23 protein-coding genes and 1 tRNA gene are annotated in these 23957 nt (G+C 65.8%); 23 read left to right on the top strand and 1 reads right to left on the bottom strand.

Annotated features, from left to right (window positions below):
• The 3 genes from hscA to tsaD are packed head-to-tail and all read left to right on the top strand — an operon-like array spanning window position 1 to window position 3233.
• Window positions 1-1845 carry a Fe-S protein assembly chaperone HscA gene (gene hscA / locus AC07OY_RS21395; RefSeq protein WP_495044606.1) on the top strand — a complete coding sequence of 615 codons (1845 nt, stop codon included), beginning with the start codon at window positions 1-3 and terminating at the stop codon, window positions 1843-1845.
• A gap of 9 nt (window positions 1846-1854) precedes the next feature.
• Window positions 1855-2193: an ISC system 2Fe-2S type ferredoxin gene (fdx, locus tag AC07OY_RS21390; protein WP_495044605.1), complete on the top strand. Its 339-nt coding sequence runs from the start codon at window positions 1855-1857 to the stop codon at window positions 2191-2193.
• Window positions 2193-3233 carry a tRNA (adenosine(37)-N6)-threonylcarbamoyltransferase complex transferase subunit TsaD gene (gene tsaD / locus AC07OY_RS21385; RefSeq protein ID WP_495045049.1) on the top strand — a complete coding sequence of 347 codons (1041 nt, stop codon included), beginning with the start codon at window positions 2193-2195 and terminating at the stop codon, window positions 3231-3233. Before fdx ends, tsaD begins: the two co-directional genes overlap by 1 nt.
• Before the next feature lie 7 nt (window positions 3234-3240).
• On the opposite strand, the gene AC07OY_RS21380 is transcribed toward tsaD, so the two are convergent.
• Entirely contained in the window at window positions 3241-3630 is a 390-nt protein-coding gene (locus tag AC07OY_RS21380; RefSeq protein ID WP_495044604.1) for an Hsp20/alpha crystallin family protein, read from the bottom strand.
• A 386-nt stretch (window positions 3631-4016) separates the two neighbouring features.
• On the opposite strand from AC07OY_RS21380, the gene rpsO reads away from it, so the two are divergent.
• From rpsO to nuoN, 20 genes are all read left to right on the top strand, one after another.
• Complete coding sequence (gene rpsO / locus AC07OY_RS21375; protein WP_057299620.1) at window positions 4017-4283, top strand: 30S ribosomal protein S15; 267 nt, start codon at window positions 4017-4019, stop codon at window positions 4281-4283.
• Window positions 4284-4484: 201 nt separating this feature from the next.
• The gene (gene pnp / locus AC07OY_RS21370; protein WP_495044603.1) at window positions 4485-6644 is read left to right on the top strand and encodes a polyribonucleotide nucleotidyltransferase; all 2160 of its coding nucleotides are present in this window, start codon (window positions 4485-4487) and stop codon (window positions 6642-6644) included.
• 11 nt (window positions 6645-6655) lie between these two features.
• A complete protein-coding gene (locus AC07OY_RS21365) occupies window positions 6656-7642 on the top strand; it encodes an NAD(P)H-quinone oxidoreductase (RefSeq protein ID WP_495044602.1) in 987 nt (328 codons plus the stop codon).
• Window positions 7643-7651: 9 nt separating this feature from the next.
• Window positions 7652-8395 (top strand): triose-phosphate isomerase, encoded by a 744-nt coding sequence (gene tpiA, locus AC07OY_RS21360; protein ID WP_495044601.1) that lies wholly within the window; start codon window positions 7652-7654, stop codon window positions 8393-8395.
• 60 nt (window positions 8396-8455) lie between these two features.
• Window positions 8456-8836, top strand: a complete 381-nt coding sequence (gene secG / locus AC07OY_RS21355) for a preprotein translocase subunit SecG (protein ID WP_495044600.1) — start codon at window positions 8456-8458, stop codon at window positions 8834-8836.
• A 113-nt stretch (window positions 8837-8949) separates the two neighbouring features.
• Window positions 8950-9034 (top strand) — tRNA-Leu (locus AC07OY_RS21350).
• 219 nt (window positions 9035-9253) lie between these two features.
• Window positions 9254-9613, top strand: a complete 360-nt coding sequence (locus tag AC07OY_RS21345) for an NADH-quinone oxidoreductase subunit A (RefSeq protein WP_310270349.1) — start codon at window positions 9254-9256, stop codon at window positions 9611-9613.
• Between the two features lie 33 nt (window positions 9614-9646).
• Window positions 9647-10123 carry a NuoB/complex I 20 kDa subunit family protein gene (locus AC07OY_RS21340; RefSeq protein ID WP_046113908.1) on the top strand — a complete coding sequence of 159 codons (477 nt, stop codon included), beginning with the start codon at window positions 9647-9649 and terminating at the stop codon, window positions 10121-10123.
• 19 nt (window positions 10124-10142) lie between these two features.
• Window positions 10143-10739: an NADH-quinone oxidoreductase subunit C gene (locus AC07OY_RS21335; RefSeq protein ID WP_495044599.1), complete on the top strand. Its 597-nt coding sequence runs from the start codon at window positions 10143-10145 to the stop codon at window positions 10737-10739.
• Between the two features lie 3 nt (window positions 10740-10742).
• Window positions 10743-11999: an NADH-quinone oxidoreductase subunit D gene (locus AC07OY_RS21330; protein WP_495044598.1), complete on the top strand. Its 1257-nt coding sequence runs from the start codon at window positions 10743-10745 to the stop codon at window positions 11997-11999.
• Window positions 11996-12499 carry an NADH-quinone oxidoreductase subunit NuoE family protein gene (locus AC07OY_RS21325; protein WP_495044597.1) on the top strand — a complete coding sequence of 168 codons (504 nt, stop codon included), beginning with the start codon at window positions 11996-11998 and terminating at the stop codon, window positions 12497-12499. Before AC07OY_RS21330 ends, AC07OY_RS21325 begins: the two co-directional genes overlap by 4 nt.
• An 8-nt stretch (window positions 12500-12507) precedes the next feature.
• The gene (gene nuoF / locus AC07OY_RS21320; protein ID WP_495045048.1) at window positions 12508-13848 is read left to right on the top strand and encodes an NADH-quinone oxidoreductase subunit NuoF; all 1341 of its coding nucleotides are present in this window, start codon (window positions 12508-12510) and stop codon (window positions 13846-13848) included.
• Between the two features lie 21 nt (window positions 13849-13869).
• The gene (gene nuoG / locus AC07OY_RS21315; RefSeq protein ID WP_495044596.1) at window positions 13870-16176 is read left to right on the top strand and encodes an NADH-quinone oxidoreductase subunit NuoG; all 2307 of its coding nucleotides are present in this window, start codon (window positions 13870-13872) and stop codon (window positions 16174-16176) included.
• Between the two features lie 14 nt (window positions 16177-16190).
• Window positions 16191-17288: an NADH-quinone oxidoreductase subunit NuoH gene (gene nuoH / locus AC07OY_RS21310; protein ID WP_495044595.1), complete on the top strand. Its 1098-nt coding sequence runs from the start codon at window positions 16191-16193 to the stop codon at window positions 17286-17288.
• A gap of 10 nt (window positions 17289-17298) precedes the next feature.
• Complete coding sequence (gene nuoI, locus AC07OY_RS21305) at window positions 17299-17787, top strand: NADH-quinone oxidoreductase subunit NuoI (protein ID WP_119046407.1); 489 nt, start codon at window positions 17299-17301, stop codon at window positions 17785-17787.
• A gap of 54 nt (window positions 17788-17841) precedes the next feature.
• Window positions 17842-18483 carry an NADH-quinone oxidoreductase subunit J gene (locus AC07OY_RS21300; protein ID WP_495044594.1) on the top strand — a complete coding sequence of 214 codons (642 nt, stop codon included), beginning with the start codon at window positions 17842-17844 and terminating at the stop codon, window positions 18481-18483.
• Window positions 18480-18809: an NADH-quinone oxidoreductase subunit NuoK gene (gene nuoK, locus AC07OY_RS21295; RefSeq protein ID WP_310270317.1), complete on the top strand. Its 330-nt coding sequence runs from the start codon at window positions 18480-18482 to the stop codon at window positions 18807-18809. Before AC07OY_RS21300 ends, nuoK begins: the two co-directional genes overlap by 4 nt.
• Window positions 18810-18821: 12 nt before the next feature.
• Complete coding sequence (gene nuoL / locus AC07OY_RS21290) at window positions 18822-20864, top strand: NADH-quinone oxidoreductase subunit L (RefSeq protein ID WP_495044593.1); 2043 nt, start codon at window positions 18822-18824, stop codon at window positions 20862-20864.
• Between the two features lie 21 nt (window positions 20865-20885).
• Entirely contained in the window at window positions 20886-22358 is a 1473-nt protein-coding gene (locus tag AC07OY_RS21285) for an NADH-quinone oxidoreductase subunit M (RefSeq protein ID WP_495044592.1), read from the top strand.
• A 21-nt stretch (window positions 22359-22379) separates the two neighbouring features.
• Window positions 22380-23861 (top strand): NADH-quinone oxidoreductase subunit NuoN, encoded by a 1482-nt coding sequence (gene nuoN / locus AC07OY_RS21280; RefSeq protein ID WP_495044591.1) that lies wholly within the window; start codon window positions 22380-22382, stop codon window positions 23859-23861.
• The last annotated feature ends 96 nt before the right edge of the window (window positions 23862-23957 follow it).

Below are 23957 nucleotides of genomic sequence, written 5' to 3'. Positions count from 1 at the left end.
ATGGCTCTCCTCCAGATCTCCGAACCCGGCGCCTCGCCCGACCCGCACCAGCGCCGCATCGCCGTCGGCATCGACCTCGGCACGACGCACTCCCTGGTTGCCTCCGTGCGCCATGGCGTGGCCGAATGCCTGCCCGATGAGCAGGGTCGCGTCATCCTGCCGTCCGCCGTGCGCTACCTGCCCGAAGGCCGCCGCCAGATCGGCGCCGACGCGCTGGCAGCGCAGGCCGAGGACCCCGAGAACACCCTCGTCTCCGTCAAGCGCTTCATGGGCCGGGCTCTCGCCGACATCGCCAACCGCGAGCATCTGCCCTATCAGTTCGAAGACCGCCCCGGCATGCTGGCCATCGCCACGCGCGACGGCGTGAAGAGCCCCGTCGAGGTGTCGGCCGAGATCCTGGCCACGCTGCGCTTCCGCGCCGAGGACAGCTTCCTCGACGACCTGTTCGGCGCCGTCATCACGGTGCCTGCCTATTTCGACGACGCCCAACGCCAGGCCACCAAGGACGCCGCCGAACTGGCCGGCCTCAAGGTGCTGCGCCTCATCAACGAGCCGACGGCCGCGGCCATCGCCTACGGCCTGGACAATGCCAGCGAAGGCCTGTATGCGGTCTACGACCTGGGCGGCGGCACCTTCGACATCTCGCTGCTGCGCCTGACGCGTGGCGTTTTCGAAGTGGTCGCGACCGGTGGCGATGCGGCCCTGGGCGGTGATGACTTCGACCGCGTGCTGGCCGACTGGGCCCTGGGCGATCGCGTCCTCAGTTCGGCCCACGACAAGCGCGCCGTCCTCGTCGCCGCGCGGGCGGCCAAGGAAGCGCTTTCCGACGCCGACTCGACCGAACTGGTCGCCACGCTCGACGCCGGCGAGCTTCGCGTGGTCGTCACCCGCGCTCAATTCGAAGAAATCGCCCAGCCGCTGATCGCCAAGACCTTGTCCTCGGTGAAGCGCGTGCTGCGTGATGCCAAGGTCAAGGCAGCGGACGTGGCGGGAACGGTCATGGTCGGCGGCTCGACGCGCATGCCCGTCGTGCGCCGCGCCGTCAGCGAGCTGTTCGGCCGCGAGGTGCTGACCAACCTGAACCCCGACGAAGTTGTCGCGCTGGGTGCCGCCGTCCAGGCCAACCAGCTGGCCGGCAATGCCGCCGATGGCGAAATCCTGCTGCTGGATGTGATCCCGCTGTCCCTGGGTCTCGAGACCATGGGCGGCCTGGTCGAACGCGTCATCGAGCGCAACTCCACCATCCCCGTCGCCAAGGCCCAGGACTTCACGACCTTCAAGGATGGCCAGACGGCCATGGCCATCCATGTCGTGCAGGGCGAGCGTGAGCTGGTCAGCGAATGCCGGTCACTTGCTCGCTTCGAGCTGCGCGGCATCCCGCCCATGGTGGCCGGCGCGGCGCGCATCCGCGTCAGCTTCCAGGTCGATGCCGACGGCCTGCTCAGCGTGTCGGCCGAGGAGTTGACCTCGGGCGTGCAGGCGGCCATCACCGTCAAGCCCAGCTATGGCCTGTCCGACGACCAGATCGCCGGCATGCTGAAGGATGGCTTTGCCAGCGCCGACGCCGACATGGCCGCGCGCAAGCTGCGCGAGGCGCGCGTCGAGGCCGAGCGCATGGTGCTCGCCACGCGCAGTGCGCTGGCTGTTGACGGCGACCTGCTGCCCGAAGCCGAGCGCGAAGCGCTGGAAGCCCGGTTGTCGGCCTTGGCCGCCATGACCGATGACGCCGATGCCATCGATGCCGCCGTCAAGGCCCTGGCCGAAGCGACGGAGGGTTTTGCCGCCGAGCGCATGAACCGCTCCATCGCCCGCGCGCTGACCGGCCGGAACGTGTCGGCCCTTTAAGAGAACATCATGCCCGTCATCAAGATCCTCCCGCACGCCGAATACTGCCCGGACGGCACCAGCATCACGGCTGAGCCCGGCACCTCGATCTGCGAAGCCCTGCTGGCCCACCACATCGAGATCGAGCACGCCTGCGACCAGGTCTGCGCCTGCACGACCTGCCACGTCATCGTGCGTGAGGGTGGCCGCTCGTTGAGCGAGATGGAAGAGGACGAGGAAGACATGCTGGACCGCGCCTGGGGTCTGGAGCCTGATTCGCGTCTGTCCTGCCAGGCCCTGCTGCGCCAGCAGGACGTGACGGTCGAGATCCCGAAGTACTCCATCAACCACGCCAAGGAAGGCAAGTGATTTCCGTCCAGCGCGTCCTGGGTTTCGAGTCGTCCTGCGACGAGACCGGGGTTGCGCTTGTCGAGGTCGATGGCGACAAGCCGCCGCGTCTGGTGGCTCAGGCGCTGCACAGCCAGATTTCCATGCATCAGGCCTATGGCGGCGTGGTGCCCGAGCTGGCCTCGCGCGACCATGTGCGCCGCGTGCTGCCGCTGACGCGTGAGGTGTTGTCGCAAGCCGGCCTGGCGCTGCACGACGTAGACCTGGTCGCCTATACGCAGGGTCCCGGTCTGGCGGGTGCGCTGCTCGTCGGCGCGGGTGTGGCCGTGTCGCTGGCGGCGGCGCTGGACGTGCCGGCTCTCCCCGTGCATCACCTCGAAGGGCATCTGCTGTCGCCCTTCCTGTCGGCCGACCCGCCGGAATTCCCCTTCGTCGCGCTGCTGGTCAGCGGCGGCCACACGCAGCTGATGCGCGTGGATGACGTGGGTTCCTACGAGATCCTCGGCGAGACCATCGACGACGCGGCCGGCGAGGCCTTCGACAAGAGCGCCAAGCTGCTGGGCCTGCCTTATCCCGGCGGCCCGCATCTCGCTCGCATGGCCGAGTTCGGCAACCCCGAGGCCTATGCGCTGCCGCGTCCGCTGCTGCACAGCGGCAAGCCGGATTTCAGCTTTGCCGGCCTGAAGACGGCCGTGCTGACGCAGGTGAAGAAGATCGGTGACTCGCCTTGCGATCAGACCAAGGCTGATCTCGCCGCGTCGACTCAGGCCGCCATCGTCGAAGTGCTGGTGAAGAAATCGCTGCTGGCTTTGAAGGAGACGGGGCTGAAGCGCCTCGTCGTGGCAGGTGGCGTGGGCGCGAACGCCAAGCTGCGCGAGCAGCTGAATGCCGCCTGCGCCAAGCGGGGCGTGCGCGTGCACTATCCGGAGCTGTCTCTGTGCACCGACAACGGCGCCATGATCGCGATGGCCGCCGCGCTGCGGGTGCAGCGCGGCATGGCCAGGCCCAGCCACGATGGGGGCTTTGCAGTCCGCCCGCGCTGGGATCTTTCGGCTGCCTGAAACCGTCTTACAGGACGTTCAGCTGGCCGCCGTTCTCGGCGACGCGCTTGACCAGGTTCAGCGTCAGCACGCCGTTCTCGAAGCGGGCCTGCGACTGGGTCTGGTCGATCTCGACCGGCAGCGAGAAGCTGCGGGCATAGCTGGCGGCGCGGCGCTCGCGATAGAGGACGCGGGAGCCATCGGTCGGCGCAGCGGCTTCTGCCGTGGTGGTCTCGATGTGCACGCGGCGACCTTCGACGCGGACCTTGACGGCCTCCTTGGCGACGCCGGGCATGTCGACGGTGACGCTGTAGGCCTTGTCGTCTTCGCTGATGTCCAGGGCCGGGGTGCGGGCCACGTCGGCATCGAACTGGCGCAGGGCACGGGCGACTCGGGCGGGGTGGGTCAGGTAGAACATGGGGATCAACTCCGTAGGTTTGCGCTGCTGAACCAGTCGGGAGCAGCACCCGATGAACCCGAGATAGGGCGGCCCAAAAGCGCTTCAAGAGGCTTTTTTGCGACGTGGCAGAGAAGTCACGCATTTGCAGGGCAGGGCGGTTTTTGCCCTTGAAACCCGTGGTGGCCGCCCCTACGTCCGCCCGCTTGGCCAGCCGCGGTTTGGGGCTCCCGCCGCTTTGGGCTAGAATCCGCGAGTTCTGCGTATGGGGTCTCCTGTACACAGGGCACCAGCACGGCTCGGGGTGGTTTCCCCCGTGTCCGCAAGTCAACCCCGGAAACCGTCTGCGGCAGCGCTTTTGTAGTGCGTCTCGCCCGGCCGGACTTCCGAAACCTTTTGGAAAACAAATGTCCATCGCCGAAAAGAAGGCCGAGATCGTCAAGGCCAACGCACGCAGCGCCAACGACACCGGCAGCCCGGAAGTCCAGGTCGCTCTGCTGACCGCCCGCATCAACGATCTGACCCCCCACTTCAAGACCCACGCCAAGGACCACCACGGCCGTCGCGGTCTGCTGAAGATGGTCAACACCCGCAAGAGCCTGCTGGCTTACCTGAAGCGCGTTGACTCCAGCCGTTATGTCGCGCTGATCGCCAAGCTGGGCCTGCGCAAGTAATTCCCCGAATCCGACACGGAGCCTGTCTGGTCCTCAAGCCCAGTACAGGCTCTTTGTCCATCTGCCGGAACCGAGCTGACGTGGTGTCGGATCATTCCAAGACGGTTTGCTGAGCCTTCTTGGAATGGCATCTGGACCAAACCCAGTCTCGTTCCCGGTTCCCCCGGGTGCCCCCGCACCCACCAAAACCAGGAGATGAGCATGTCCATTTTCAACAAGGTCACGAAGTCCTTCCAATGGGGCCGCCACAACGTCGTGCTGGAAACGGGTGAGATCGCCCGCCAGTCCAGCGGCGCCGTCCTCGTCAACATCGAAGGCACCGTCGTGCTGGCCACCGTGGTCGCCAAGACCGAAGCCAAGGCCGGCCAGGACTTCTTCCCGCTGACCGTCGACTACCTCGAGAAGACCTACGCCGCCGGCAAGATCCCCGGCAGCTTCTTCAAGCGTGAAGGCCGCCCGAGCGAGCACGAGACGCTGACCAGCCGCCTGATCGACCGCCCGATCCGCCCGCTGTTCCCCGAAGGCTTCTTCAACGAAGTCCAGGTCGTCGTCCATGTGGTGAGCCTGAACCCCGAAGTGCAGGCCGACATCGCCGCGCTGATCGGCTCGTCCGCCGCGCTGGCGATCTCCGGCATCCCGTTCAGCGGCCCGATCGGCGCTGCCCGCGTGGGCTACGTCAACGGCGAGTACCTGCTGAACCCGAGCAAGTCCGAGCTGGCCAACAGCCAGATGGACCTGGTCGTCGCCGGCACGCAAGCTGCCGTGCTGATGGTCGAGTCCGAGGCCTCCGGCCTGTCGGAAGAGGTCATGCTGGCCGCCATCGTCTATGGCCACGAGCAAGGCAACGTCGCCATCGCCGCCATCAATGACCTGGTCAAGGAAGCCGGCAAGCCGGCCTGGACGTGGACCGCTCCCGCCAAGGACGAAGCCTTCATCGCCAAGGTCAACGGCCTGGCCGAAGGCCCGCTGCGCGAGGCTTACCAGATCCGCTCCAAGCAAGCCCGTACGCAAGCCTGCCGCAGCGTGACGTCGAACGTCTTCGCCGCGCTGAAGGACGAAGGCGCGGCCTTTGACAAGGTCGAGGTCGAAGGCCTGCTGTTCGAGATCGAAGCCCGCATCGTGCGCAACCAGATCCTGGCCGGCGAGCCGCGCATCGACGGCCGCGACACCCGCACCGTGCGCCCCATCGAGATCAGCAACGGCCTGCTGCCGCGCACGCACGGCTCGGCCCTGTTCACCCGTGGTGAGACGCAGGCCCTGGTCGTCGCGACCCTGGGCACGGACCGCGACGCCCAGCGCATCGATGCGCTGGACGGCGAGTTCGAAGACCGCTTCATGATGCACTACAACATGCCCCCCTTCGCCACCGGCGAGACGGGTCGTGTCGGCAGCCCCAAGCGCCGCGAAATCGGCCACGGCCGCCTTGCCAAGCGCGCTCTGATCGCTGCCCTGCCGAGCAAGGAAGACTTCCCCTACTCGCTGCGCGTCGTCTCCGAAATCACCGAGTCCAACGGCTCCTCGTCGATGGCTTCCGTCTGCGGCGGCTGCCTGGCTCTGATGGACGCCGGCGTGCCGATGAAGGCCCACGTGGCCGGCATCGCCATGGGCCTGATCAAGGACGCCAGCCGCTTCGCCGTGCTGACCGACATCCTGGGTGACGAAGATCACCTGGGCGACATGGACTTCAAGGTGGCCGGCACGACGACCGGCATCACCGCCCTGCAGATGGACATCAAGATCCAGGGCATCACCAAGGAAATCATGCAGGTCGCCCTGGCTCAGGCCAAGGAAGCCCGCCTGCACATCCTGGGCAAGATGGTCGAAGCCATGGGCAGCGCCAACACCGAGGTGTCGCAGTTCGCCCCGCGCCTGTACACGATGAAGATCAACCCGGAGAAGATCCGTGACGTCATCGGCAAGGGCGGCGCCACCATCCGTGCGCTGACCGAAGAGACCGGCACGACCATCGACATCGGCGAAGACGGCACCATCACCATCGCCTCGACGGACGCCGAGAAGGCCGAGATGGCCAAGAAGCGCATCGCCGAGATCACGGCCGAAGTCGAAGTCGGCAAGGTCTACGAAGGCCCGATCACCAAGATCCTGGACTTCGGTGCCCTCGTGAACCTGCTGCCCGGCAAGGACGGCCTGCTGCACATCAGCCAGATCGCCCACCAGCGCGTCGAGAAGGTCACGGACTTCCTGCAGGAAGGCCAAGTGGTCAAGGTCAAGGTGCTCGAGACCGACGAGAAGGGCCGCATCAAGCTGTCGATGAAGGCGCTGATCGAGCGTCCTGAACAGCAGCCGCGCGAAGCCGCCCCGGCTCCGGCTGCTGACAGCACGCCGCCCGCCGCGGAGTAATTCCTGCAGCGATGAAAGCCATCGCGATCACCCGCCCCGGCGGGCCCGAGGTGCTGGAGCTGGCCGACAGGCCAGATCCAGTCGCGGGCCTGGGCGAGTGCCTGATCCGCGTTGCAGCTTCGGGCATCAATCGCCCGGACGTGCTGCAGCGCAAGGGCGCCTACCCGCCGCCGCCGGGTGCGAGCGAGCTGCCCGGCCTGGAGGTCGCGGGCGAGATCGTCGCTGGCGACGCTCAGGCCCTGGCCGCGCATGGCTTCAAGCTGGGCGACAAGGTCTGTGCCCTGGTCAATGGGGGTGGCTACGCCGAGCTGTGCGCGGTGGCTGTGGGCCAGTGCCTGCCGGTGCCGCAAGGCTGGACGCTGACGCAAGCCGCGACGCTGCCGGAAACCTGCTTCACGGTCTGGGCCAATGTGTTCGACCGCGCCGGCCTCAAAGCCGGCGAGACGTTGCTGATTCACGGTGGCTCCAGCGGCATCGGCGTGACGGCCATCCAGATGGCCAAGGCCCTGGGTGCCCGCGTGCTGGTGACGGTGGGCAGCGCCGACAAGGCCGAGGCCTGCAAGGCCCTGGGCGCCGAGGTGGCGATCAACTACCGCGAACAGGATTTCGTCATCGAAGCCAAGGCCGCCACGGGTGGCCGCGGTGTCGACGTGATCCTGGACATGGTGGCGGGCGACTACATCGGTCGTGGCGTGCAAGCGCTGGCCGAAGACGGGCGCCTGGCGCTGATCGCGGTGCAGGGCGGCGTGAAGTCGGAGATCGATGCCGGCCTCGTGCTGCGCAAGCGCCTGACGATCACCGGCTCGACGCTGCGCCCGCGCACGGCGGCCTTCAAGGCCCAGCTCGCGCGTTCGCTGCGCGACAAGGTCTGGCCGCTGATCGAGGCGGGACGCATCAAGCCCGTGGTGTATCGCGAACTGCCGGCCGCGCAAGCGGCCGAGGCGCATGCACTGATGGAATCCAACCAGCACATCGGCAAGATCGTGCTGACCTGGTGAGGAGATGACATGAGAAGAAAACTCGTCGTGGGCAACTGGAAGATGCATGGCAGCCGCGCTGCAAATGCCCAGCTGCTCGCCGGCCTCAAGGAAGCCGGCCCCTGGAACGCCGACGTCGCCGTCTGCGTGCCCTTCCTCTACATCGCCGAGGCGGCGCTGGCCCTGACCGGCACCAGCATCGCCTACGGTTCGCAGGACTGCTCCTCGCACGAGCAGGGCGCCTATACCGGCGAGGTGTCGTCGGCCATGCTGCACGATGTCGGCTGCCGCTATGCCATCGTCGGCCACTCGGAGCGCCGTGCCTATCACGCGGAGAGCGACCAGCTCGTCGCCGACAAGGCCAAGGCGGCCCTGGCCCATGGCGTGACGCCCATCGTCTGCGTCGGCGAGACGCGTGCCGAGCGCGAGGCCGGCCAGACCGAAGCCGTCGTCAAGCGCCAGCTCGCCGCCGTCATCCACACGCTGGGCCATTGCACCGGCGAGATGGTCGTGGCCTATGAGCCCGTCTGGGCCATCGGCACCGGCCTGACGGCCACGCCGGCCGAAGCGCAGGCCGTGCATGCCGTGCTGCGTGCCCAGCTGCATGCGGCGACGGACAAGTCCGCCGCCATGCGGATCCTCTACGGCGGCAGCGTCAAGGCTGACAACGCGGCCGAGCTGTTCTCGCAGCCCGACATCGATGGCGGCCTGATCGGCGGTGCGTCATTGAAGGCGGCCGATTTCGCCGCCATTTGCCGGGCCGCGGCCCACTGAGTTTTCCCGGCGCCGGCCAATGGGGCGGGGCGCCACTAGAGTTTTGATGGAGTGTTTGGAATGCAGGTCTTTGCGAATCTGGTGTTGATCGTTCAGTTGCTCTCGGCCCTGGCGATCATCGGTCTGGTGCTGGTTCAGCACGGCAAGGGCGCCGACATGGGCGCCTCCTTCGGCAGCGGCGCCTCGGGCAGCCTGTTCGGCGCCACGGGCAGTGCCAACTTCCTGTCGCGCAGCACGGCCGTCGCCGCCACGCTGTTCTTCGGTTGCACGCTGGGCCTGGCTTTCCTGTCCAACAACCGCCCGTCGGCGACGACCACCGACAGCGTGCTGGACCGCGCTGCCGTCGTGGCCCCGGCCGCTTCGGGTGCCGCCGCCATCCCTGGCGCCGTCGTCGCGCCCGCCGCCACGGCCTCGGCCGCAGCGTCTGCTGCAGCCAACTGAAGTCCGACTAAAAACCTCGCCTCTTCACCGGGTCACCCCTAATTCCCGGTATAGAATGCGAGGCTGTCTGGCAAGCAATCCCTCCCCAGTTGCCAGGCCTATTTGAAGTACCTGCCGTCGTGGTGAAATTGGTAGACACGCTATCTTGAGGGGGTAGTGGCGAAAGCTGTGCGAGTTCGAGTCTCGCCGACGGCACCAGATAATCGGCAAGGCCTCCGGTTCAATCGGAGGCCGGCCAAAGCGGCCTGTCGCCAGGTCTCCCGGACGCAAGTCGGGGCGGCTGATGCAAGGTTCAAGGCGGGCGCGATCCGCGAGCGACTCTTTCGATTCGCTGGTGGCGCGCCTGTTTGCTTTTGTGGCCTGCTCGTGCAGGGGCTGCGTGGACGAAGACGTTCTAGTCGACCCGAGAAGGCGCAAATGAATCTCGAACAATACCTGCCCGTCATCCTCTTCATCTTGGTCGGCGCAGTAGTCGGGATCGCACCCCAGGTGCTCGGCGCCCTGCTGGGCCCCAATCGGCCGGATCAGGCCAAGAACTCCCCCTACGAATGCGGCTTCGAGGCCTTTGAAGACGCGCGCATGAAATTCGATGTGCGCTACTACCTCGTCGCCATCCTGTTCATTCTTTTCGACCTGGAAATCGCCTTCCTCTTCCCCTGGGCCGTCGCGCTCAAGGAAATCGGTGCGACGGGCTTCTGGGCGATGATGATCTTCCTCGGCATTCTGGTCGTGGGCTTTGCCTACGAATGGAAAAAAGGCGCCCTGGACTGGGAATAAGCGCTACGCCAAACACGCTGCTGGGAATTCGAAATGGGTATTGAAGGCGTCTTGAAAGAGGGCTTTGTCACCACCTCGGTCGACAAGCTGATCAACTGGTCCAAGACGGGCTCGCTCTGGCCGATGACCTTCGGTCTGGCCTGCTGTGCCGTCGAGATGATGCATGCGGGCGCCGCCCGCTATGACATCGACCGCTTCGGCATGCTGTTCCGGCCGAGCCCGCGCCAGTCCGATCTGATGATCGTGGCCGGCACGCTGTGCAACAAGATGGCGCCGGCCCTGCGCAAGGTCTACGACCAGATGGCCGAGCCGCGCTGGGTGCTCTCCATGGGCAGCTGCGCCAACGGCGGCGGCTATTACCACTACAGCTATTCCGTCGTGCGCGGCTGCGACCGCATCGTGCCGGTGGACGTCTACGTGCCAGGCTGCCCGCCGACGGCCGAGGCCCTGCTGTACGGCATCCTGCAGCTGCAGGCCAAGATCCGCCGCGAAAACACCATCGCCCGATGACAGCCGCTGAGCACACGGTATGAGCCTGAATCTCGAAACCCTGGCCCAGCAGATTGGTGCCGTCCTTGGCGAGCGCGTCGTCAGCCTGAAGAACGCCCTGGGCGAACTGACGCTGACCGTGCGCGCGGCCGACTACTTCGAAGTGGCGACGACGCTGCGCGACCACCCCGAATTGAAGCTGGAGCAGCTGATCGACCTCTGCGGTGTCGACTACAGCAGCTTCGGCGACGGTGCCTGGGAAGGCCAGCGCTACGCGGTTGTCAGCCACCTGCTGTCGGTCAGCAAGAACTGGCGCCTGCGCCTCAAGGTCTTCGCCGCCGATGACGACTTCCCCTGCGTGGCCTCGGTCACGCCGGTGTGGAGCGCGGCCAACTGGTTCGAGCGCGAGGCCTTCGACATGTATGGCGTCATCTTCGACGGCCATGACGACCTGCGCCGCATCCTGACCGACTACGGCTTCATCGGCCATCCGATGCGCAAGGACTTCCCGGTGTCGGGCCATGTCGAGATGCGCTACGACGCCGAGCAGAAGCGGGTCATCTACCAGCCGGTGACCATCGAGCCGCGCGAGATCACGCCGCGCATCATTCGCGAAGACAAGTACGGCGGGCTCTGAACCATGGCCGAAATCAAGAACTACACCCTCAACTTCGGCCCCCAGCATCCGGCCGCCCACGGCGTGCTGCGCCTGGTGCTCGAGCTGGACGGCGAAGTCATCCAGCGCGCCGACCCCCATATCGGCCTGCTGCACCGCGCCACCGAGAAGCTGGCCGAGAGCAAGACCTATATCCAGTCGCTGCCCTATATGGACCGCCTCGACTACGTGTCGATGATGTCCAACGAGCATGCCTACTGCCTGGCCATCGAGAAGATGCTCGGCCTGGAAGTGCCCATCCGCGCCCAGTACATCCGCGTGATGTTCGGCGAGCTGACCCGCATCCTGAACCACCTGCTGTGGCTGGGCTGCCATGGCCTGGACTGCGGTGCGATGAACATCCTCATCTACTGCTTCCGCGAGCGTGAGGACATCTTCGACATGTACGAGGCGGTGTCGGGTGCGCGCATGCACGCGGCCTACTTCCGTCCGGGCGGCGTCTACCGCGACCTGCCGGACAGCATGCCGCAGTACCAGGTCAGCAAGATCCGCAATGCCAAGGCCATCGCCCAGCTGAACGAGAACCGTTCGGGCTCGCTGCTGGACTTCATCGAGGACTTCTGCAAGCGCCTGCCGGCCAACATCGACGACTACGAGACGCTGCTGACCGACAACCGCATCTGGAAGCAGCGCACGGTCGGCATCGGCGTCGTGTCGCCCGAGCGCGCGCTCAACCTCGGCTTCACGGGCGCCATGCTGCGCGGCTCGGGCATCGCCTGGGACCTGCGCAAGAAGCAGCCCTACGACGTGTACGACAAGATGGATTTCGACATCCCGGTCGGCACCAACGGCGACACCTACGACCGCTATGTCGTGCGCGTGGAAGAGATGCGCCAGTCCAACCGCATCGTCCAGCAATGCGTGGCCTGGCTGAAGGCCAACCCCGGCCTGCCGGTCATCACCGACAACCACAAGGTGGCGCCGCCGGGCCGCGTGGACATGAAGTCCAACATGGAAGAGCTGATCCACCACTTCAAGCTCTTCACCGAAGGCTTCCATGTGCCGGAAGGCGAGGCCTATGCGGCCGTCGAACACCCCAAGGGCGAGTTCGGCATCTACATGGTCAGCGACGGTGCCAACAAGCCCTACCGCCTGAAGATCCGCGCACCGGGCTTCCCGCACCTCGCGGCCCTGGACGAAATGGGCCGTGGCCACATGATCGCGGACGCCGTGGCCATCATCGGCACGATGGACATTGTTTTCGGCGAGATCGACCGATGAGCAGCTACCAACTCTCCGACGCCACCCGCGCGCGCTTCGACCGCGAGGTCGCCAAATACCCCTACGAGCTGCGCCAGTCGGCCGTCATGGCCTGCCTGACCATCGTGCAGCAGGAAGAAGGCTTCGTGTCCCGCGCCGCGGAAGACGCGATCGCCGCTCATCTCGGCATGGCGCCCATCGCCGTGTACGAGGTGACGACCTTCTACAACATGTACAACCAGAAGCCCGTCGGCAAGTTCAAGCTGAACGTCTGCGCCAACCTGCCTTGCCAGCTGCGCGACGGCCAGAAGGCCCTGGACCATCTGTGCAGCAAGCTCGGCATCGAGCAGGGCGGCACGACGGCCGACGGCCTGTTCACCGTGCAGAAGAGCGAGTGCCTGGGCGCCTGCGCCGACTCGCCGGTGATGCTGGTCAACGACCGCCAGATGTGCAGCTTCATGAGCAACGACCGCCTGGACGAGCTGGTCGACGTGCTGCGCGCTGAAGCTGCCAAGGCTTGAGGAAGACGATGCTGGACCTCACCAAATTCCAAAGCACCGGCGCCGAGACCTGTTTCCACGGCCGCCACATCACCCCGCAGATCTATGCGGACCTGGACGGCAAGAACTGGTCGATCAAGGACTACGAAGCGCGTGGCGGCTACGCAGCGCTGAAGAAGATCCTGGCTGCCGACGGCGGCGAAGGCCTGACCCCTGACCAGGTCATCGCCGAAGTCAAGACCTCGGCCCTGCGCGGCCGCGGCGGCGCGGGCTTCCCGACCGGCCTGAAGTGGAGCTTCATGCCCCGCCAGTTCCCGGGCCAGAAATACCTCGTCTGCAACAGCGACGAAGGCGAGCCGGGCACCTGCAAGGACCGTGACCTGCTGATGTTCAACCCGCATCAGGTCATCGAGGGCATGGCCATCGCCGCCTACGCGATGGGCATCACGGTGGGCTACAACTACATCCACGGCGAGATCTTCGAGGTCTACGAGCGCTTCGAGGCGGCTCTGGAAGAAGCCCGTGCCGCGGGCTATCTCGGCGACAAGATCATGGGCTCGGGCTTCAGCTTCCAGCTGCACGGCCATCATGGCTTCGGCGCCTACATCTGCGGCGAGGAGACGGCCCTGCTGGAGTCTCTTGAAGGCAAGAAGGGCCAGCCGCGCTTCAAGCCGCCTTTCCCCGCCAGCTTCGGCCTGTACGGCCGGCCGACGACGATCAACAACACCGAGACGTTTGCCGCGGTGCCCTGGATCATCCGCAACGGCGGCCAGGCCTACCTCGAGATCGGCAAGCCCAACAACGGCGGCACCAAGCTGTTCTCGGTGTCGGGCGACGTCGAGAAGCCCGGCAACTACGAAATTCCTCTCGGCACGCCGTTCTCGGTGCTGCTGGAAATGGCCGGCGGCGTGCGCAAGGGCCGCAAGCTGAAGGCTGTCATTCCCGGCGGTTCGTCCGCACCGGTGCTGACGGCGGAAGTGATGATGCAGTGCACGATGGACTATGACTCCATCGCCAAGGCCGGCTCCATGCTGGGCTCGGGCGCCGTCATCGTCATGGACGACTCGCGCTGCGCCGTGCAGAGCCTGCTGCGCCTGTCCTACTTCTACGCCCACGAGTCTTGCGGCCAGTGCACGCCCTGCCGCGAAGGCACGGGCTGGATGCACCGCGTGCTGGAACGCATCTATCACGGCGAGGGCAGGGCAGAGGACATCGACCTGCTGAACTCCGTGGCCGACAACATCCAGGGCCGCACGATCTGTGCGCTGGGCGACGCTGCTGCGATGCCCGTGCGCGCCATGATCAAGAACTTCAAGCATGAGTTCTTGCACCTGATTGAACACAAGAAGCCCCTGGTGGCTCCGACCTGAGCTGCCTAGGGAAACACCATCATGGTTGAAATCGAACTCGACGGTCAGAAGGTAGAGGCCAAGGAAGGCAGCATGATCATGCATGCCGCCGAGAAGGCCGGGACCTACATCCCCCACTTCTGCTATCACAAGAAGCTCTCCATCGCCGCCAACTGCCGCATGTGCCTGGTGGACGTGGAGAAGGCGCCCAAGCCCATGCCGGCCTGCGCGACTCCGGTCACGCAGGGCATGATCGTCCGCACCAAGAGCGACAAGGCGATCAAGGCCCAGCAGGGCGTCATGGAATTCCTGCTGATCAACCACCCGCTGGACTGCCCCATCTGCGACCAGGGCGGCGAGTGCCAGCTGCAGGACCTGGCCGTCGGCTACGGTGGCAGCAAGAGCCGCTACAGCGAAGAGAAGCGCGTCGTCTTCCACAAGAACGTGGGCCCGCTGATCTCCATGGAGGAGATGAGCCGCTGCATCCATTGCACCCGCTGCGTGCGCTTCGGCCAGGAGATCGCCGGCCAGATGGAACTGGGCATGGCCCACCGCGGCGAGCACAGCGAGATCCAGACCTTCGTCGGCCGCACGGTGGACTCCGAGCTGTCGGGCAACATGATCGACATCTGCCCGGTCGGCGCTCTCACCAGCAAGCCCTTCCGCTACAGCGCCCGCACCTGGGAACTGTCGCGCCGCAAGAGCGTCAGCCCCCACGATTCGACCGGCGCCAACCTGATCGTCCAGGTCAAGAACCACCAGGTCCTGCGCGTCGTTCCGCTGGAGAACGAGGACGTCAATGAATGCTGGATCGCCGACCGCGACCGCTTCAGCTACGAGGCCCTGAACAGCGACGCCCGCCTGACGGCGCCCATGATCAAGCAGGGCGGTGCCTGGAAGCAGGTCGACTGGACGACGGCCCTGGAATACATCGCCAATGGTCTGAAGAGCATCAAGGCCGACCACGGCGCTGCGTCGATTGGCGCGTTGGGCTCGGCCCACAGCACGGTGGAAGAACTGCATCTGCTGAGCAACATCGTGCGCGGCCTGGGCAGCGACAACATCGACCACCGCCTGCGCCACAGCGACTTCGGCAATGCCGCCGCCGCCGGCCAGGCGCGCTGGCTGGGCACGTCGATCGCGAGCCTGTCCGAGCTGGACCGCGCTCTCGTCGTCGGCTCCAACCTGCGCAAGGATCATCCGCTGTTCGCCGCCCGTCTGCGCCACGCCGCGCGCCGCGGTGCCGCCGTGCATCGCGTCGGCGTCAGCAATGATGAATGGCTGATGCCGCTGGCCGGTTCGACCTCGGTCGCCCCGTCGGGCTGGGTGCAAGCCCTGGCCGACGTCGCCGCCGCCATCGGCGCTGGCGCACCACTCGCCGGCAACGCCACGGATGAAGCCAAGGCCATTGCCGCCAGCCTCGCATCCGGCCAGAAGAAGGCCATCCTGCTGGGCAATGCCGCTGCTGAACACCCGCAGGCCACCAGCCTGCTGGCCCTGGCGCAGCGGATTGGCCAGCAGACCGGCGCGAGCGTCGGCTACCTGACCGCAGCCGCCAACACCGTCGGCGCCCAGCTCGTGAAGGCCCAGCCCCAGGTCGACGGCCTGAACGCCGGCCAGATGCTGAACGGCACGTCGCTGAAGGCCGTGGTGCTGCTGAACACCGACCCGGTGCTGGACTCCGCCAACGCCGCTGCTGCCGCCAAGGCGCTGGACGCGGCCGAGATGGTCGTCGTGCTGAGCCCGTTCAAGTCGGGTCTCGAGTACGCCGATGTGCTGTTGCCCATCGCCCCCTTCAGCGAGACCTCCGGCAGCTTCGTCAACGCCGAGGGCCGCCTGCAGAGCTTCGTCGGCGTCGTGCGCCCGCTGGCCGAGACGCGTCCGGCCTGGAAGGTGCTGCGCGTGCTGGGCAATCTGCTGGGTCTGCCGGGTTTCGACCAGGAGAGCTCCGAGCAGGTCCGCGAACAGGCCCTCGGTGGCGACCTCACCGGTCGCCTCTCCAACGCCACCTCGGCCACGGCGCAAGCCGCAGCGAAGGGTGAGGGCGTCGAGCGCTTCGCCAACCTGCCCATCTACGCGACCGATGCGCTGGTGCGCAATTCCACGTCGCTGCAGCTGACCACCGACGGCCGCGAAGCCGCCACGGTCGGCCTGCCCGCCAGCCTGTGGCAGCAGCTCGGCCTGGCCGAGGGCGACCAGGTCCGCATCGTGCAGGACGGCGGTGCCGCCCAACTGCCCGCCCGCCTCGAAGCCGGCCTGCCCGAGGGCGTGGCCCGCGTGCCGTCCGGCCTGGCACAAACCGCAGCTCTGGGCGCCGCCTTCGGCACGCTGAGCATCAGCAAGGTCTGAGGGAGCAACACCGAATGATCGACTCTCTCTACCAAAACGGCGCCTCGCTGCTGGGGGCCCTGTGGCCCCTGGTGTGGAGCCTGCTGAAGATCGTCGCCGTCATCCTGCCGCTGCTGGGCTGCGTGGCCTATCTGACGCTGTGGGAGCGCAAGGCCATCGGCTGGTCGCAGATCCGCCCGGGCCCGAACCGCGTCGGCCCCTACGGCCTGCTGACCCCGATCGCCGATGCGGTCAAGCTGATCTTCAAGGAGATCATCAAGCCCGCCGCCGCCAGCAAGGGCCTGTTCTTCCTCGGCCCCGTCATGACCATCATGCCGGCCCTGGCTGCCTGGGCCGTCGTGCCCTTCGGCCCGGATGCCGCGGTGGCCAACGTCAATGCCGGCCTGCTCTTCCTGATGGCCATCACCTCGCTCGAGGTCTACGGCGTCATCATCGCCGGCTGGGCGTCGAACTCGAAGTACGCCTTCCTGGGCGCGCTGCGGGCCTCGGCCCAGATGGTCAGCTACGAAATCGCCATGGGCTTCGCCCTGGTCGTCGTGCTGATGGTGACGGGCAGCCTGAACATGACCACGGTCGTGCAGGTGCAGGAAAAGGGCATGTGGGCCAATATGGGCCTGAACATCTTCTCCTGGAACTGGGTGCTGCTGTTCCCGATCTTCATCGTCTACTTCATCTCGGGCCTGGCCGAAACCAACCGCCACCCGTTCGACGTCGTCGAAGGCGAGTCGGAAATCGTCGCCGGCCACATGATCGAGTACTCGGGCATGTCGTTCGCGATGTTCTTCCTGGCCGAGTACGCCAACATGATCCTGGTGTCGGCCCTGGCCGTCATCATGTTCCTGGGCGGCTGGAGCGCGCCGATCTCCTGGAGCCTGCTCGGCATGGAAGTGCCAGGCTTCATCCAGCACACGATGGCGTTCTGGAACTGGTTCTGGCTGTTCGCCAAGACCTTCTTCGTCGTCACGATGTTCCTGTGGGTGCGCGCCACGTTCCCCCGCTTCCGCTATGACCAGATCATGCGTCTGGGCTGGAAGATCTTCATTCCCATCACGCTGATCTGGCTGGTTGTTGTCGGTGCTGTCATGCAGACGCCGTTCAACCCCTGGAAGTGAGGCGGCGACCATGACTGCAATCACGAATTTCGCCAAGACCTTCTTCCTTTGGGAACTGCTCAAGGGGATGAAGCTGACCGGTCGCCACTTCCTGTCGCGCAACATCACCATCCAGTTTCCGGAAGAGAAGACGCCGCTGTCGCCGCGCTTCCGTGGCCTGCATGCGCTGCGCCGCTACGAGAACGGTGAAGAGCGCTGCATCGCCTGCAAGCTCTGCGAGGCCGTCTGCCCCGCGATGGCCATCACCATCGAGAGCGACGTGCGCGCCGACGGCAGCCGCCGCACGACGCGCTACGACATCGACCTGACCAAGTGCATCTTCTGCGGCTTCTGCGAGGAAAGCTGCCCGGTGGACTCCATCGTCGAAACCAGCATCTTCGAATACCACGGCGAAAAGCGCGGCGATCTCTACTTCACCAAGGACATGCTGCTGGCTGTCGGTGACAAGTACGAGCCGCAGATCGCAGCCCAGAAGGAGGCCGACGCCAAGTACCGCTGATCGCTGGGGCGCCGCGAGGCGCACAGCGGTCCGGCACAGCTGGCCTGGATACGCATGGACATCACGACCATCCTCTTCTACGTTTTCTCCGGCATCCTGCTGGTGAGTTCGTTCCGTGTCATCACGGCGCGCAGCACCGTGCATGCCGCGCTCTTCCTCATCCTGTCCTTCTTCACCGCGTCCTGCATCTGGATGCTGCTGAAGGCCGAGTTCCTGGCCATCGCGCTGGTCCTCGTCTACATCGGTGCCGTCATGGTGCTGTTCCTGTTCGTCGTCATGATGCTGGACCTGAACACGGACAGCCTGCGTGAGGGCTTCTGGAAGCATCTGCCCGTGGCCGCCATCGTCGGCGCGTTGATCGCGTTCGAGATGGGCATCGTGCTGATGGGCGGCTTCCAGCTGTCCGAGGCCCCGGCCGCGACCGCAGCGCAGATCAGCCAAGGCAACACCAAGCTGCTCGGCATCGAGATCTACACCAACTACCTCTACCCGCTGCAGATCGCCGCCGTGCTGCTGCTGGTGGCCATCGTCGCCGCCATCGCACTGACGCTGCGCCGCCGCAAGGACTCGCGCGCCATGGACGCCTCCGAGCAGGTCAAGGTCACCAAGGCCCAGCGCCTGAAGATCGTCAAGATGGACCCGACCGTTAGCGCGCCGGCCCAGCCGGCCGCACCCACCGAAGGAGGCCAGGCATGACCGCCATTGCCGGACTGAGCGGCCTGACCCTGGGCCACTTCCTGACGCTGGGCGCGATGCTGTTCGCGCTGTCGGTGATCGGCATCTTCCTGAACCGCAAGAACCTGATCGTGCTGCTGATGGCCATCGAGCTGATGCTGCTGGCGGTCAACCTGAACTTCGTCGCCTTTTCCCACTACCTGGGCAATATGGACGGACAGGTCTTCGTGTTCTTCATCCTGACCGTCGCGGCCGCTGAATCGGCCATCGGCCTGGCCATCCTGGTCGTGCTGTTCCGCAACCGGGCCAGCATCAACGTCGAGGAACTCGACGCGCTCAAGGGCTAAGGGCACAACAAGATGTCTGCAACACTTTCCCAGAACACGCTGCTCGCGGTGCCGCTGGCGCCGCTGGCGGGCGCCATCGTCGCCGGCTTCTTCGGCAAGACGGTGGGCCGCCGCGGCTCGCACATCATCACCATCCTCGGGGTGCTGATCGCCTTCATCCTGTCGGCGCAGACGCTGTACAGCGTCGCCGTCGACGGCGCGCGCTTCAACGCCACCCTCTACGAGTGGATGAACCTCGGCGCGTTGAAGATGGAAGTCGGCTTCCTCATCGACGGCCTGACGGCCATGATGATGGTGGTCGTGACCTTCGTGTCGCTGATGGTGCACATCTACACCATCGGCTACATGGAAGAGGACGACGGCTACCAGCGCTTCTTCTCCTACATCTCGCTGTTCACCTTCAGCATGCTGATGCTCGTCATGAGCAACAACATGCTCCAGCTCTTCTTCGGCTGGGAAGCGGTGGGCCTGGTGTCCTATCTGCTGATCGGCTTCTGGTACAAGAAGCCGACGGCCATCTTCGCCAACATGAAGGCCTTCCTGGTGAACCGGGTCGGCGACTTCGGCTTCATCCTGGGCATCGGCCTGCTGGTGGCCTTCGGCGGCACGCTGAACTACGCCGAGACCTTCGCCAAGGCGGATGTGCTGTCCAAGATGGTCTTCCCGGGCACCGACTGGGCCCTGCTGACCGTCGCCTGCATCTGCCTGTTCATCGGCGCGATGGGCAAGAGCGCGCAGTTCCCGCTGCACGTCTGGCTGCCTGATTCCATGGAAGGCCCGACGCCCATCTCCGCGCTGATCCACGCCGCGACGATGGTGACGGCCGGCATCTTCATGGTGGCGCGCATGTCGCCGCTGTTCGAGCTGAGCGACACGGCACTGAACTTCGTGCTGGTCATCGGTGCCATCACGGCCCTGTTCATGGGCTTCCTGGGCATCATCCAGAACGACATCAAGCGCGTCGTCGCCTACTCGACGCTGTCGCAGCTGGGCTATATGACGGTGGCCCTGGGCGCCTCGGCCTACTCGGTCGCCGTCTTCCACCTGATGACGCACGCCTTCTTCAAGGCCCTGCTGTTCCTCGGTGCCGGCTCCGTCATCATGGGCATGCACCATGACCAGGACATCCGCAACATGGGCGGCCTGCGCAAGTACATGCCCATCACCTGGATCACGTCGCTGCTGGGCTCGCTGGCCCTGATCGGCACGCCGCTGTTCTCGGGCTTCTACTCCAAGGACTCCATCATCGAGGCCGTGCACGCCAGCAATCTGCCGGGTGCCCACTTCGCCTACTTCGCCGTCATCGCCGGCGTGTTCGTGACGGCCTTCTATTCCTTCCGGATGTACTTCCTGGTCTTCCACGGCAAGGAGAACTTCCACCACAAGCCCTTCCCGGGCGAGCACGACCACCACGACGATGACCATGGCCACGGCCATGACCACACGCCGCACGAGTCGCCCTGGGTCGTCACCGCGCCGCTGGTGCTGCTGGCCATCCCGTCCGTCATCATCGGCTTCATGACCATCCAGCCGATGCTGTTCGGCGACTTCTTCAAGGATGCGATCACCGTCAACACGGCGGCCCACCCGGCCATGGCGGACCTGGCCCACCACTTCCATGGTGCGGTCGCGATGGCGACGCACGGCCTGATGACGCTGCCGTTCTGGCTGGCGCTGGCCGGCGTCGTCACCGCCTATGTGTTCTACATGGTGGCGCCCAGCATCCCGGCGGCCTTCGCCCGCGTGCTGCGCCCCGTCATCGTCGTCCTGGAGAACAAGTACTTCATGGACTGGATCAACGAGAACATCCTCGCCCGCGCGGCCCGTGCCCTGGGCACCGGCCTGTGGAAGGGCGGCGATGGCGCGCTGATCGACGGCCTCATCATCAATGGCTCGGCCAAGACAGTCGGCGGCATTGCGGGCCTGGTGCGCCGCTTCCAGACCGGCTATCTGTACTGGTACGCCCTCGTCATGATCCTCGGTGTCACCGGGTTGATGACCTGGCAGCTGTGGCCGTATATCAAGCCCCAGTTCAATGCCCTGTTCGGGTTCTGAGCGACGAGGCGGAGAACAAGAATGTTGCTGAGTCTTGCGATTTTTCTACCCATCGCCTGCGGTGCGCTGCTGCTGGCGCTCGGGCGCGACGAACAGGCCAAGGCCGTGCGCTGGATGGCGCTGGTCGCGGCCGTGGCGAGCTTCCTCGTCACCCTCCCGCTGATCACGGGCTTCGACACGACGACGGCTGCCATGCAGTTCGTCGAGAACCACCCCTGGATCGACCGCTTCAACATCAGCTACCACCTCGGCGTGGATGGCATCTCGATGTGGTTCGTGCCGCTGACGGCCTTCATCACCGTCATCGTGGTGATCTCGGCCTGGGAGGTCATCGAGACGCGCGTCAACCAGTACATGGGCGCCTTCCTGATCCTGTCGGGTCTGATGGTGGGCGTGTTCAGCGCGCTGGACGGCATGCTGTTCTACGTGTTCTTCGAGGCCACGCTGATCCCGATGTACATCATCATCGGCGTCTGGGGCGGTGCGAACCGCGTCTACGCGGCCTTCAAGTTCTTCCTGTACACGCTGGCCGGCTCGCTGCTGATGCTGATCGCGCTGCTCTATCTGTACACCAAGACGGGCAGCTTCGACATCCAGGCCTGGCACCAGCTGCCGCTGACCGGCGGCGCCCAGACCTGGCTGTTCTTCGCCTTCCTGGCCGCCTTCTCGGTCAAGGTGCCGATGTGGCCGGTGCACACCTGGCTGCCCGACGCCCACGTCGAGGCGCCCACGGGCGGCTCCGTCGTACTGGCCGCCATCATGCTGAAGCTGGGCTGCTACGGCTTCCTGCGCTTCTCGCTGCCCATCGCTCCCGATGCCGCGCGTGAATGGTCCTGGCTCATCATCGCGATGTCCCTCATCGCCGTCGTCTACATCGGCCTGGTGGCCCTCGTGCAGAAGGACATGAAGAAGCTGGTGGCCTATTCGTCCATCGCCCACATGGGTTTCGTCACCCTGGGCTTCTTCATCTTCAACGAGCTGGGCGTCTCCGGCGGCCTGGTGCAGATGATTGCCCACGGCTTCGTGTCGGGCGCCATGTTCCTGTGCATCGGCGTGCTCTACGACCGCGTGCATTCGCGTGAGATCGCGTCCTACGGTGGCGTGGTCAACACCATGCCCAAGTTCGCCGCCTTCGCCGTCTTCTTCGGCATGGCCAACTGCGGCCTGCCCGCCACGGCCGGCTTCGTCGGCGAGTGGATGGTCATCCTCGGTGCGGTGGGCGCCAATTTCTGGCTCGGCGCCATCGCGGCGACGGCCCTGGTCTTCGGCGCGGCCTACACGCTGTGGATGGTCAAGCGCGTCTACTTCGGCGACATCGCCAACGACGACGTGCGCGCCCTGACCGACATCAACGGCCGCGAGTTCCTGATGCTCGCGCTGCTGGCGGTGGCGACGCTCTACATGGGCCTCTATCCCAAGCCCTTCACGGACGTGATGCACGAGTCGGTCACCGAGCTGCTCAAGCACGTCGCGCTCACCAAGATTCCGGCCTGATCCCGAGCAGAGGCAAGAACAATGAACGACATGAACTGGCTCGCGATCTTTCCCGAAGTCCTGCTGTTGACCATGGGCTGCGTGGTCGCCCTGGTGGACCTGTGGGTCACCGACGAACAGCGTCGCCCGACCTACTGGCTGACCCAGCTGACCCTGCTCGTCGTGGGCGGCCTGCACTTCGGCTACTTCAGCGCCGGCGTGACCACCTATGCCATGCAGGACATGGTCGTCGCCGACCCCATGGGCCATCTGCTGGCCGGCTTCGCCTGCGCCGCGACGCTGATCGCCCTGGTCTACGCGCGCCCCTACGCCGCCTTCCGCGAGATGCTGAAGGGCGAGCTCTTCATCCTCAGCCTGTTCGCGCTGCTCGGCATCAACGTGATGCTGTCGGCCAACAACTTCCTGGTCATCTACCTCGGCCTGGAACTGATGAGCCTGTCGCTGTACGCGCTGGTGGCCCTGCGCCGCGACCATGCGGTCTCGACCGAAGCCGCGATGAAGTATTTCGTGCTGGGCGCCCTGGCCAGCGGCTTCCTGCTGTACGGCCTGTCCATGATGTACGGCGCCACCGGCTCGCTGACCATCCCGGAAGTCTTCGGCGTCATCTCCCAGGGCATCCCGAACAAGAGCGTGCTGGTCTTCGGCACCGTCTTCGTCGTGGCCGGCCTGGCCTTCAAGCTCGGCGCCGCGCCTTTCCACATGTGGGTGCCCGACGTCTACCAGGGGGCGCCGACGGCTGTCACGCTGCTGATCGGTGGCGCGCCCAAGCTGGCCGCCTTCGCCATCACCGTGCGCCTGCTCGTCGAGGGCATGAGCGGCCTGGCCGTGGACTGGCAGCAGATGCTGGTCGTGCTGTCCGTCATGTCGCTGCTCATCGGCAACCTCGCCGCCATCGCCCAGAGCAATCTGAAGCGCATGCTGGCCTACTCCACCATCGCCAACATGGGCTTCATGCTGCTGGGCATGACCGGCGGCTTCGTCAACGACAGCGCCAACTGGGGCCAGAACGCCTTCAGCTCGGCCATGTTCTACGTCATCACCTATGTGCTGACGACGCTGGGCACCTTCGGCATGGTCATCCTGCTGTCGCGCCAGGGCCATGAGGCCGAGGAGATCAAGGATTTGGCCGGCCTGGCCAAGCGCAGCCCCTGGTTCGCCCTGGTCATGACCCTGTTCATGTTCTCGCTGGCCGGCGTGCCGCCGACGGTGGGCTTCTACGCCAAGCTGGCCGTGCTGCAGTCCCTGGTGGCCACGCAGCTGCCCTTCTACCTGTGGCTGGCCGGCTTCGCCGTCGTCGTCTCCCTGGTGGGCGCCTTCTACTACCTGCGCATCGTCAAGGTCATGTTCTTCGACGCGCCGACCGACACGGCCCCGCTGGCCGCCCCGGGCGATGTGCGCTTCGTCATGACGCTGAACGGCGCCGCCGTGCTGGTCTTCGGCCTGTTGCCGGGCGGCCTGCTGGAGATGTGTAAGGTCGCCATCCGCCAGGCGCTCGCTACTTGACAATGCAGCCCCTCGTCCATGACCGCGCCGCTGAACGCGGGCGGTCCTGGCCGGTCCCCCGAGGGGACGGCGATGCCCGCGGCGTTGAGCCGCGAG

The sequence above is a fragment of the Roseateles sp. GW821-FHT09H10 genome, assembly GCF_059415865.1.
This window is presented reverse-complemented; position numbering and strand designations above follow the sequence as displayed.

What these genes read in the sequence shown, in the direction of transcription:
- pnp (WP_495044603.1), top strand. Translation starts at nt 4,485, where the DNA reads ATGTCCATTTTCAACAAGGTCACGAAGTCCTTCCAATGGGGCCGCCAC.
- AC07OY_RS21380 (WP_495044604.1), bottom strand. Translation starts at nt 3,630, where the DNA reads ATGTTCTACCTGACCCACCCCGCCCGAGTCGCCCGTGCCCTGCGCCAG.
- rpsO (WP_057299620.1), top strand. Translation starts at nt 4,017, where the DNA reads ATGTCCATCGCCGAAAAGAAGGCCGAGATCGTCAAGGCCAACGCACGC.
- hscA (WP_495044606.1), top strand. Translation starts at nt 1, where the DNA reads ATGGCTCTCCTCCAGATCTCCGAACCCGGCGCCTCGCCCGACCCGCAC.
- nuoN (WP_495044591.1), top strand. Translation starts at nt 22,380, where the DNA reads ATGAACGACATGAACTGGCTCGCGATCTTTCCCGAAGTCCTGCTGTTG.
- secG (WP_495044600.1), top strand. Translation starts at nt 8,456, where the DNA reads ATGCAGGTCTTTGCGAATCTGGTGTTGATCGTTCAGTTGCTCTCGGCC.
- AC07OY_RS21330 (WP_495044598.1), top strand. Translation starts at nt 10,743, where the DNA reads ATGGCCGAAATCAAGAACTACACCCTCAACTTCGGCCCCCAGCATCCG.
- AC07OY_RS21340 (WP_046113908.1), top strand. Translation starts at nt 9,647, where the DNA reads ATGGGTATTGAAGGCGTCTTGAAAGAGGGCTTTGTCACCACCTCGGTC.
- nuoF (WP_495045048.1), top strand. Translation starts at nt 12,508, where the DNA reads ATGCTGGACCTCACCAAATTCCAAAGCACCGGCGCCGAGACCTGTTTC.
- AC07OY_RS21345 (WP_310270349.1), top strand. Translation starts at nt 9,254, where the DNA reads ATGAATCTCGAACAATACCTGCCCGTCATCCTCTTCATCTTGGTCGGC.
- nuoK (WP_310270317.1), top strand. Translation starts at nt 18,480, where the DNA reads ATGACCGCCATTGCCGGACTGAGCGGCCTGACCCTGGGCCACTTCCTG.
- nuoL (WP_495044593.1), top strand. Translation starts at nt 18,822, where the DNA reads ATGTCTGCAACACTTTCCCAGAACACGCTGCTCGCGGTGCCGCTGGCG.
- AC07OY_RS21365 (WP_495044602.1), top strand. Translation starts at nt 6,656, where the DNA reads ATGAAAGCCATCGCGATCACCCGCCCCGGCGGGCCCGAGGTGCTGGAG.
- AC07OY_RS21285 (WP_495044592.1), top strand. Translation starts at nt 20,886, where the DNA reads ATGTTGCTGAGTCTTGCGATTTTTCTACCCATCGCCTGCGGTGCGCTG.
- nuoG (WP_495044596.1), top strand. Translation starts at nt 13,870, where the DNA reads ATGGTTGAAATCGAACTCGACGGTCAGAAGGTAGAGGCCAAGGAAGGC.
- tpiA (WP_495044601.1), top strand. Translation starts at nt 7,652, where the DNA reads ATGAGAAGAAAACTCGTCGTGGGCAACTGGAAGATGCATGGCAGCCGC.
- nuoI (WP_119046407.1), top strand. Translation starts at nt 17,299, where the DNA reads ATGACTGCAATCACGAATTTCGCCAAGACCTTCTTCCTTTGGGAACTG.
- AC07OY_RS21325 (WP_495044597.1), top strand. Translation starts at nt 11,996, where the DNA reads ATGAGCAGCTACCAACTCTCCGACGCCACCCGCGCGCGCTTCGACCGC.
- fdx (WP_495044605.1), top strand. Translation starts at nt 1,855, where the DNA reads ATGCCCGTCATCAAGATCCTCCCGCACGCCGAATACTGCCCGGACGGC.
- nuoH (WP_495044595.1), top strand. Translation starts at nt 16,191, where the DNA reads ATGATCGACTCTCTCTACCAAAACGGCGCCTCGCTGCTGGGGGCCCTG.
- AC07OY_RS21335 (WP_495044599.1), top strand. Translation starts at nt 10,143, where the DNA reads ATGAGCCTGAATCTCGAAACCCTGGCCCAGCAGATTGGTGCCGTCCTT.
- AC07OY_RS21300 (WP_495044594.1), top strand. Translation starts at nt 17,842, where the DNA reads ATGGACATCACGACCATCCTCTTCTACGTTTTCTCCGGCATCCTGCTG.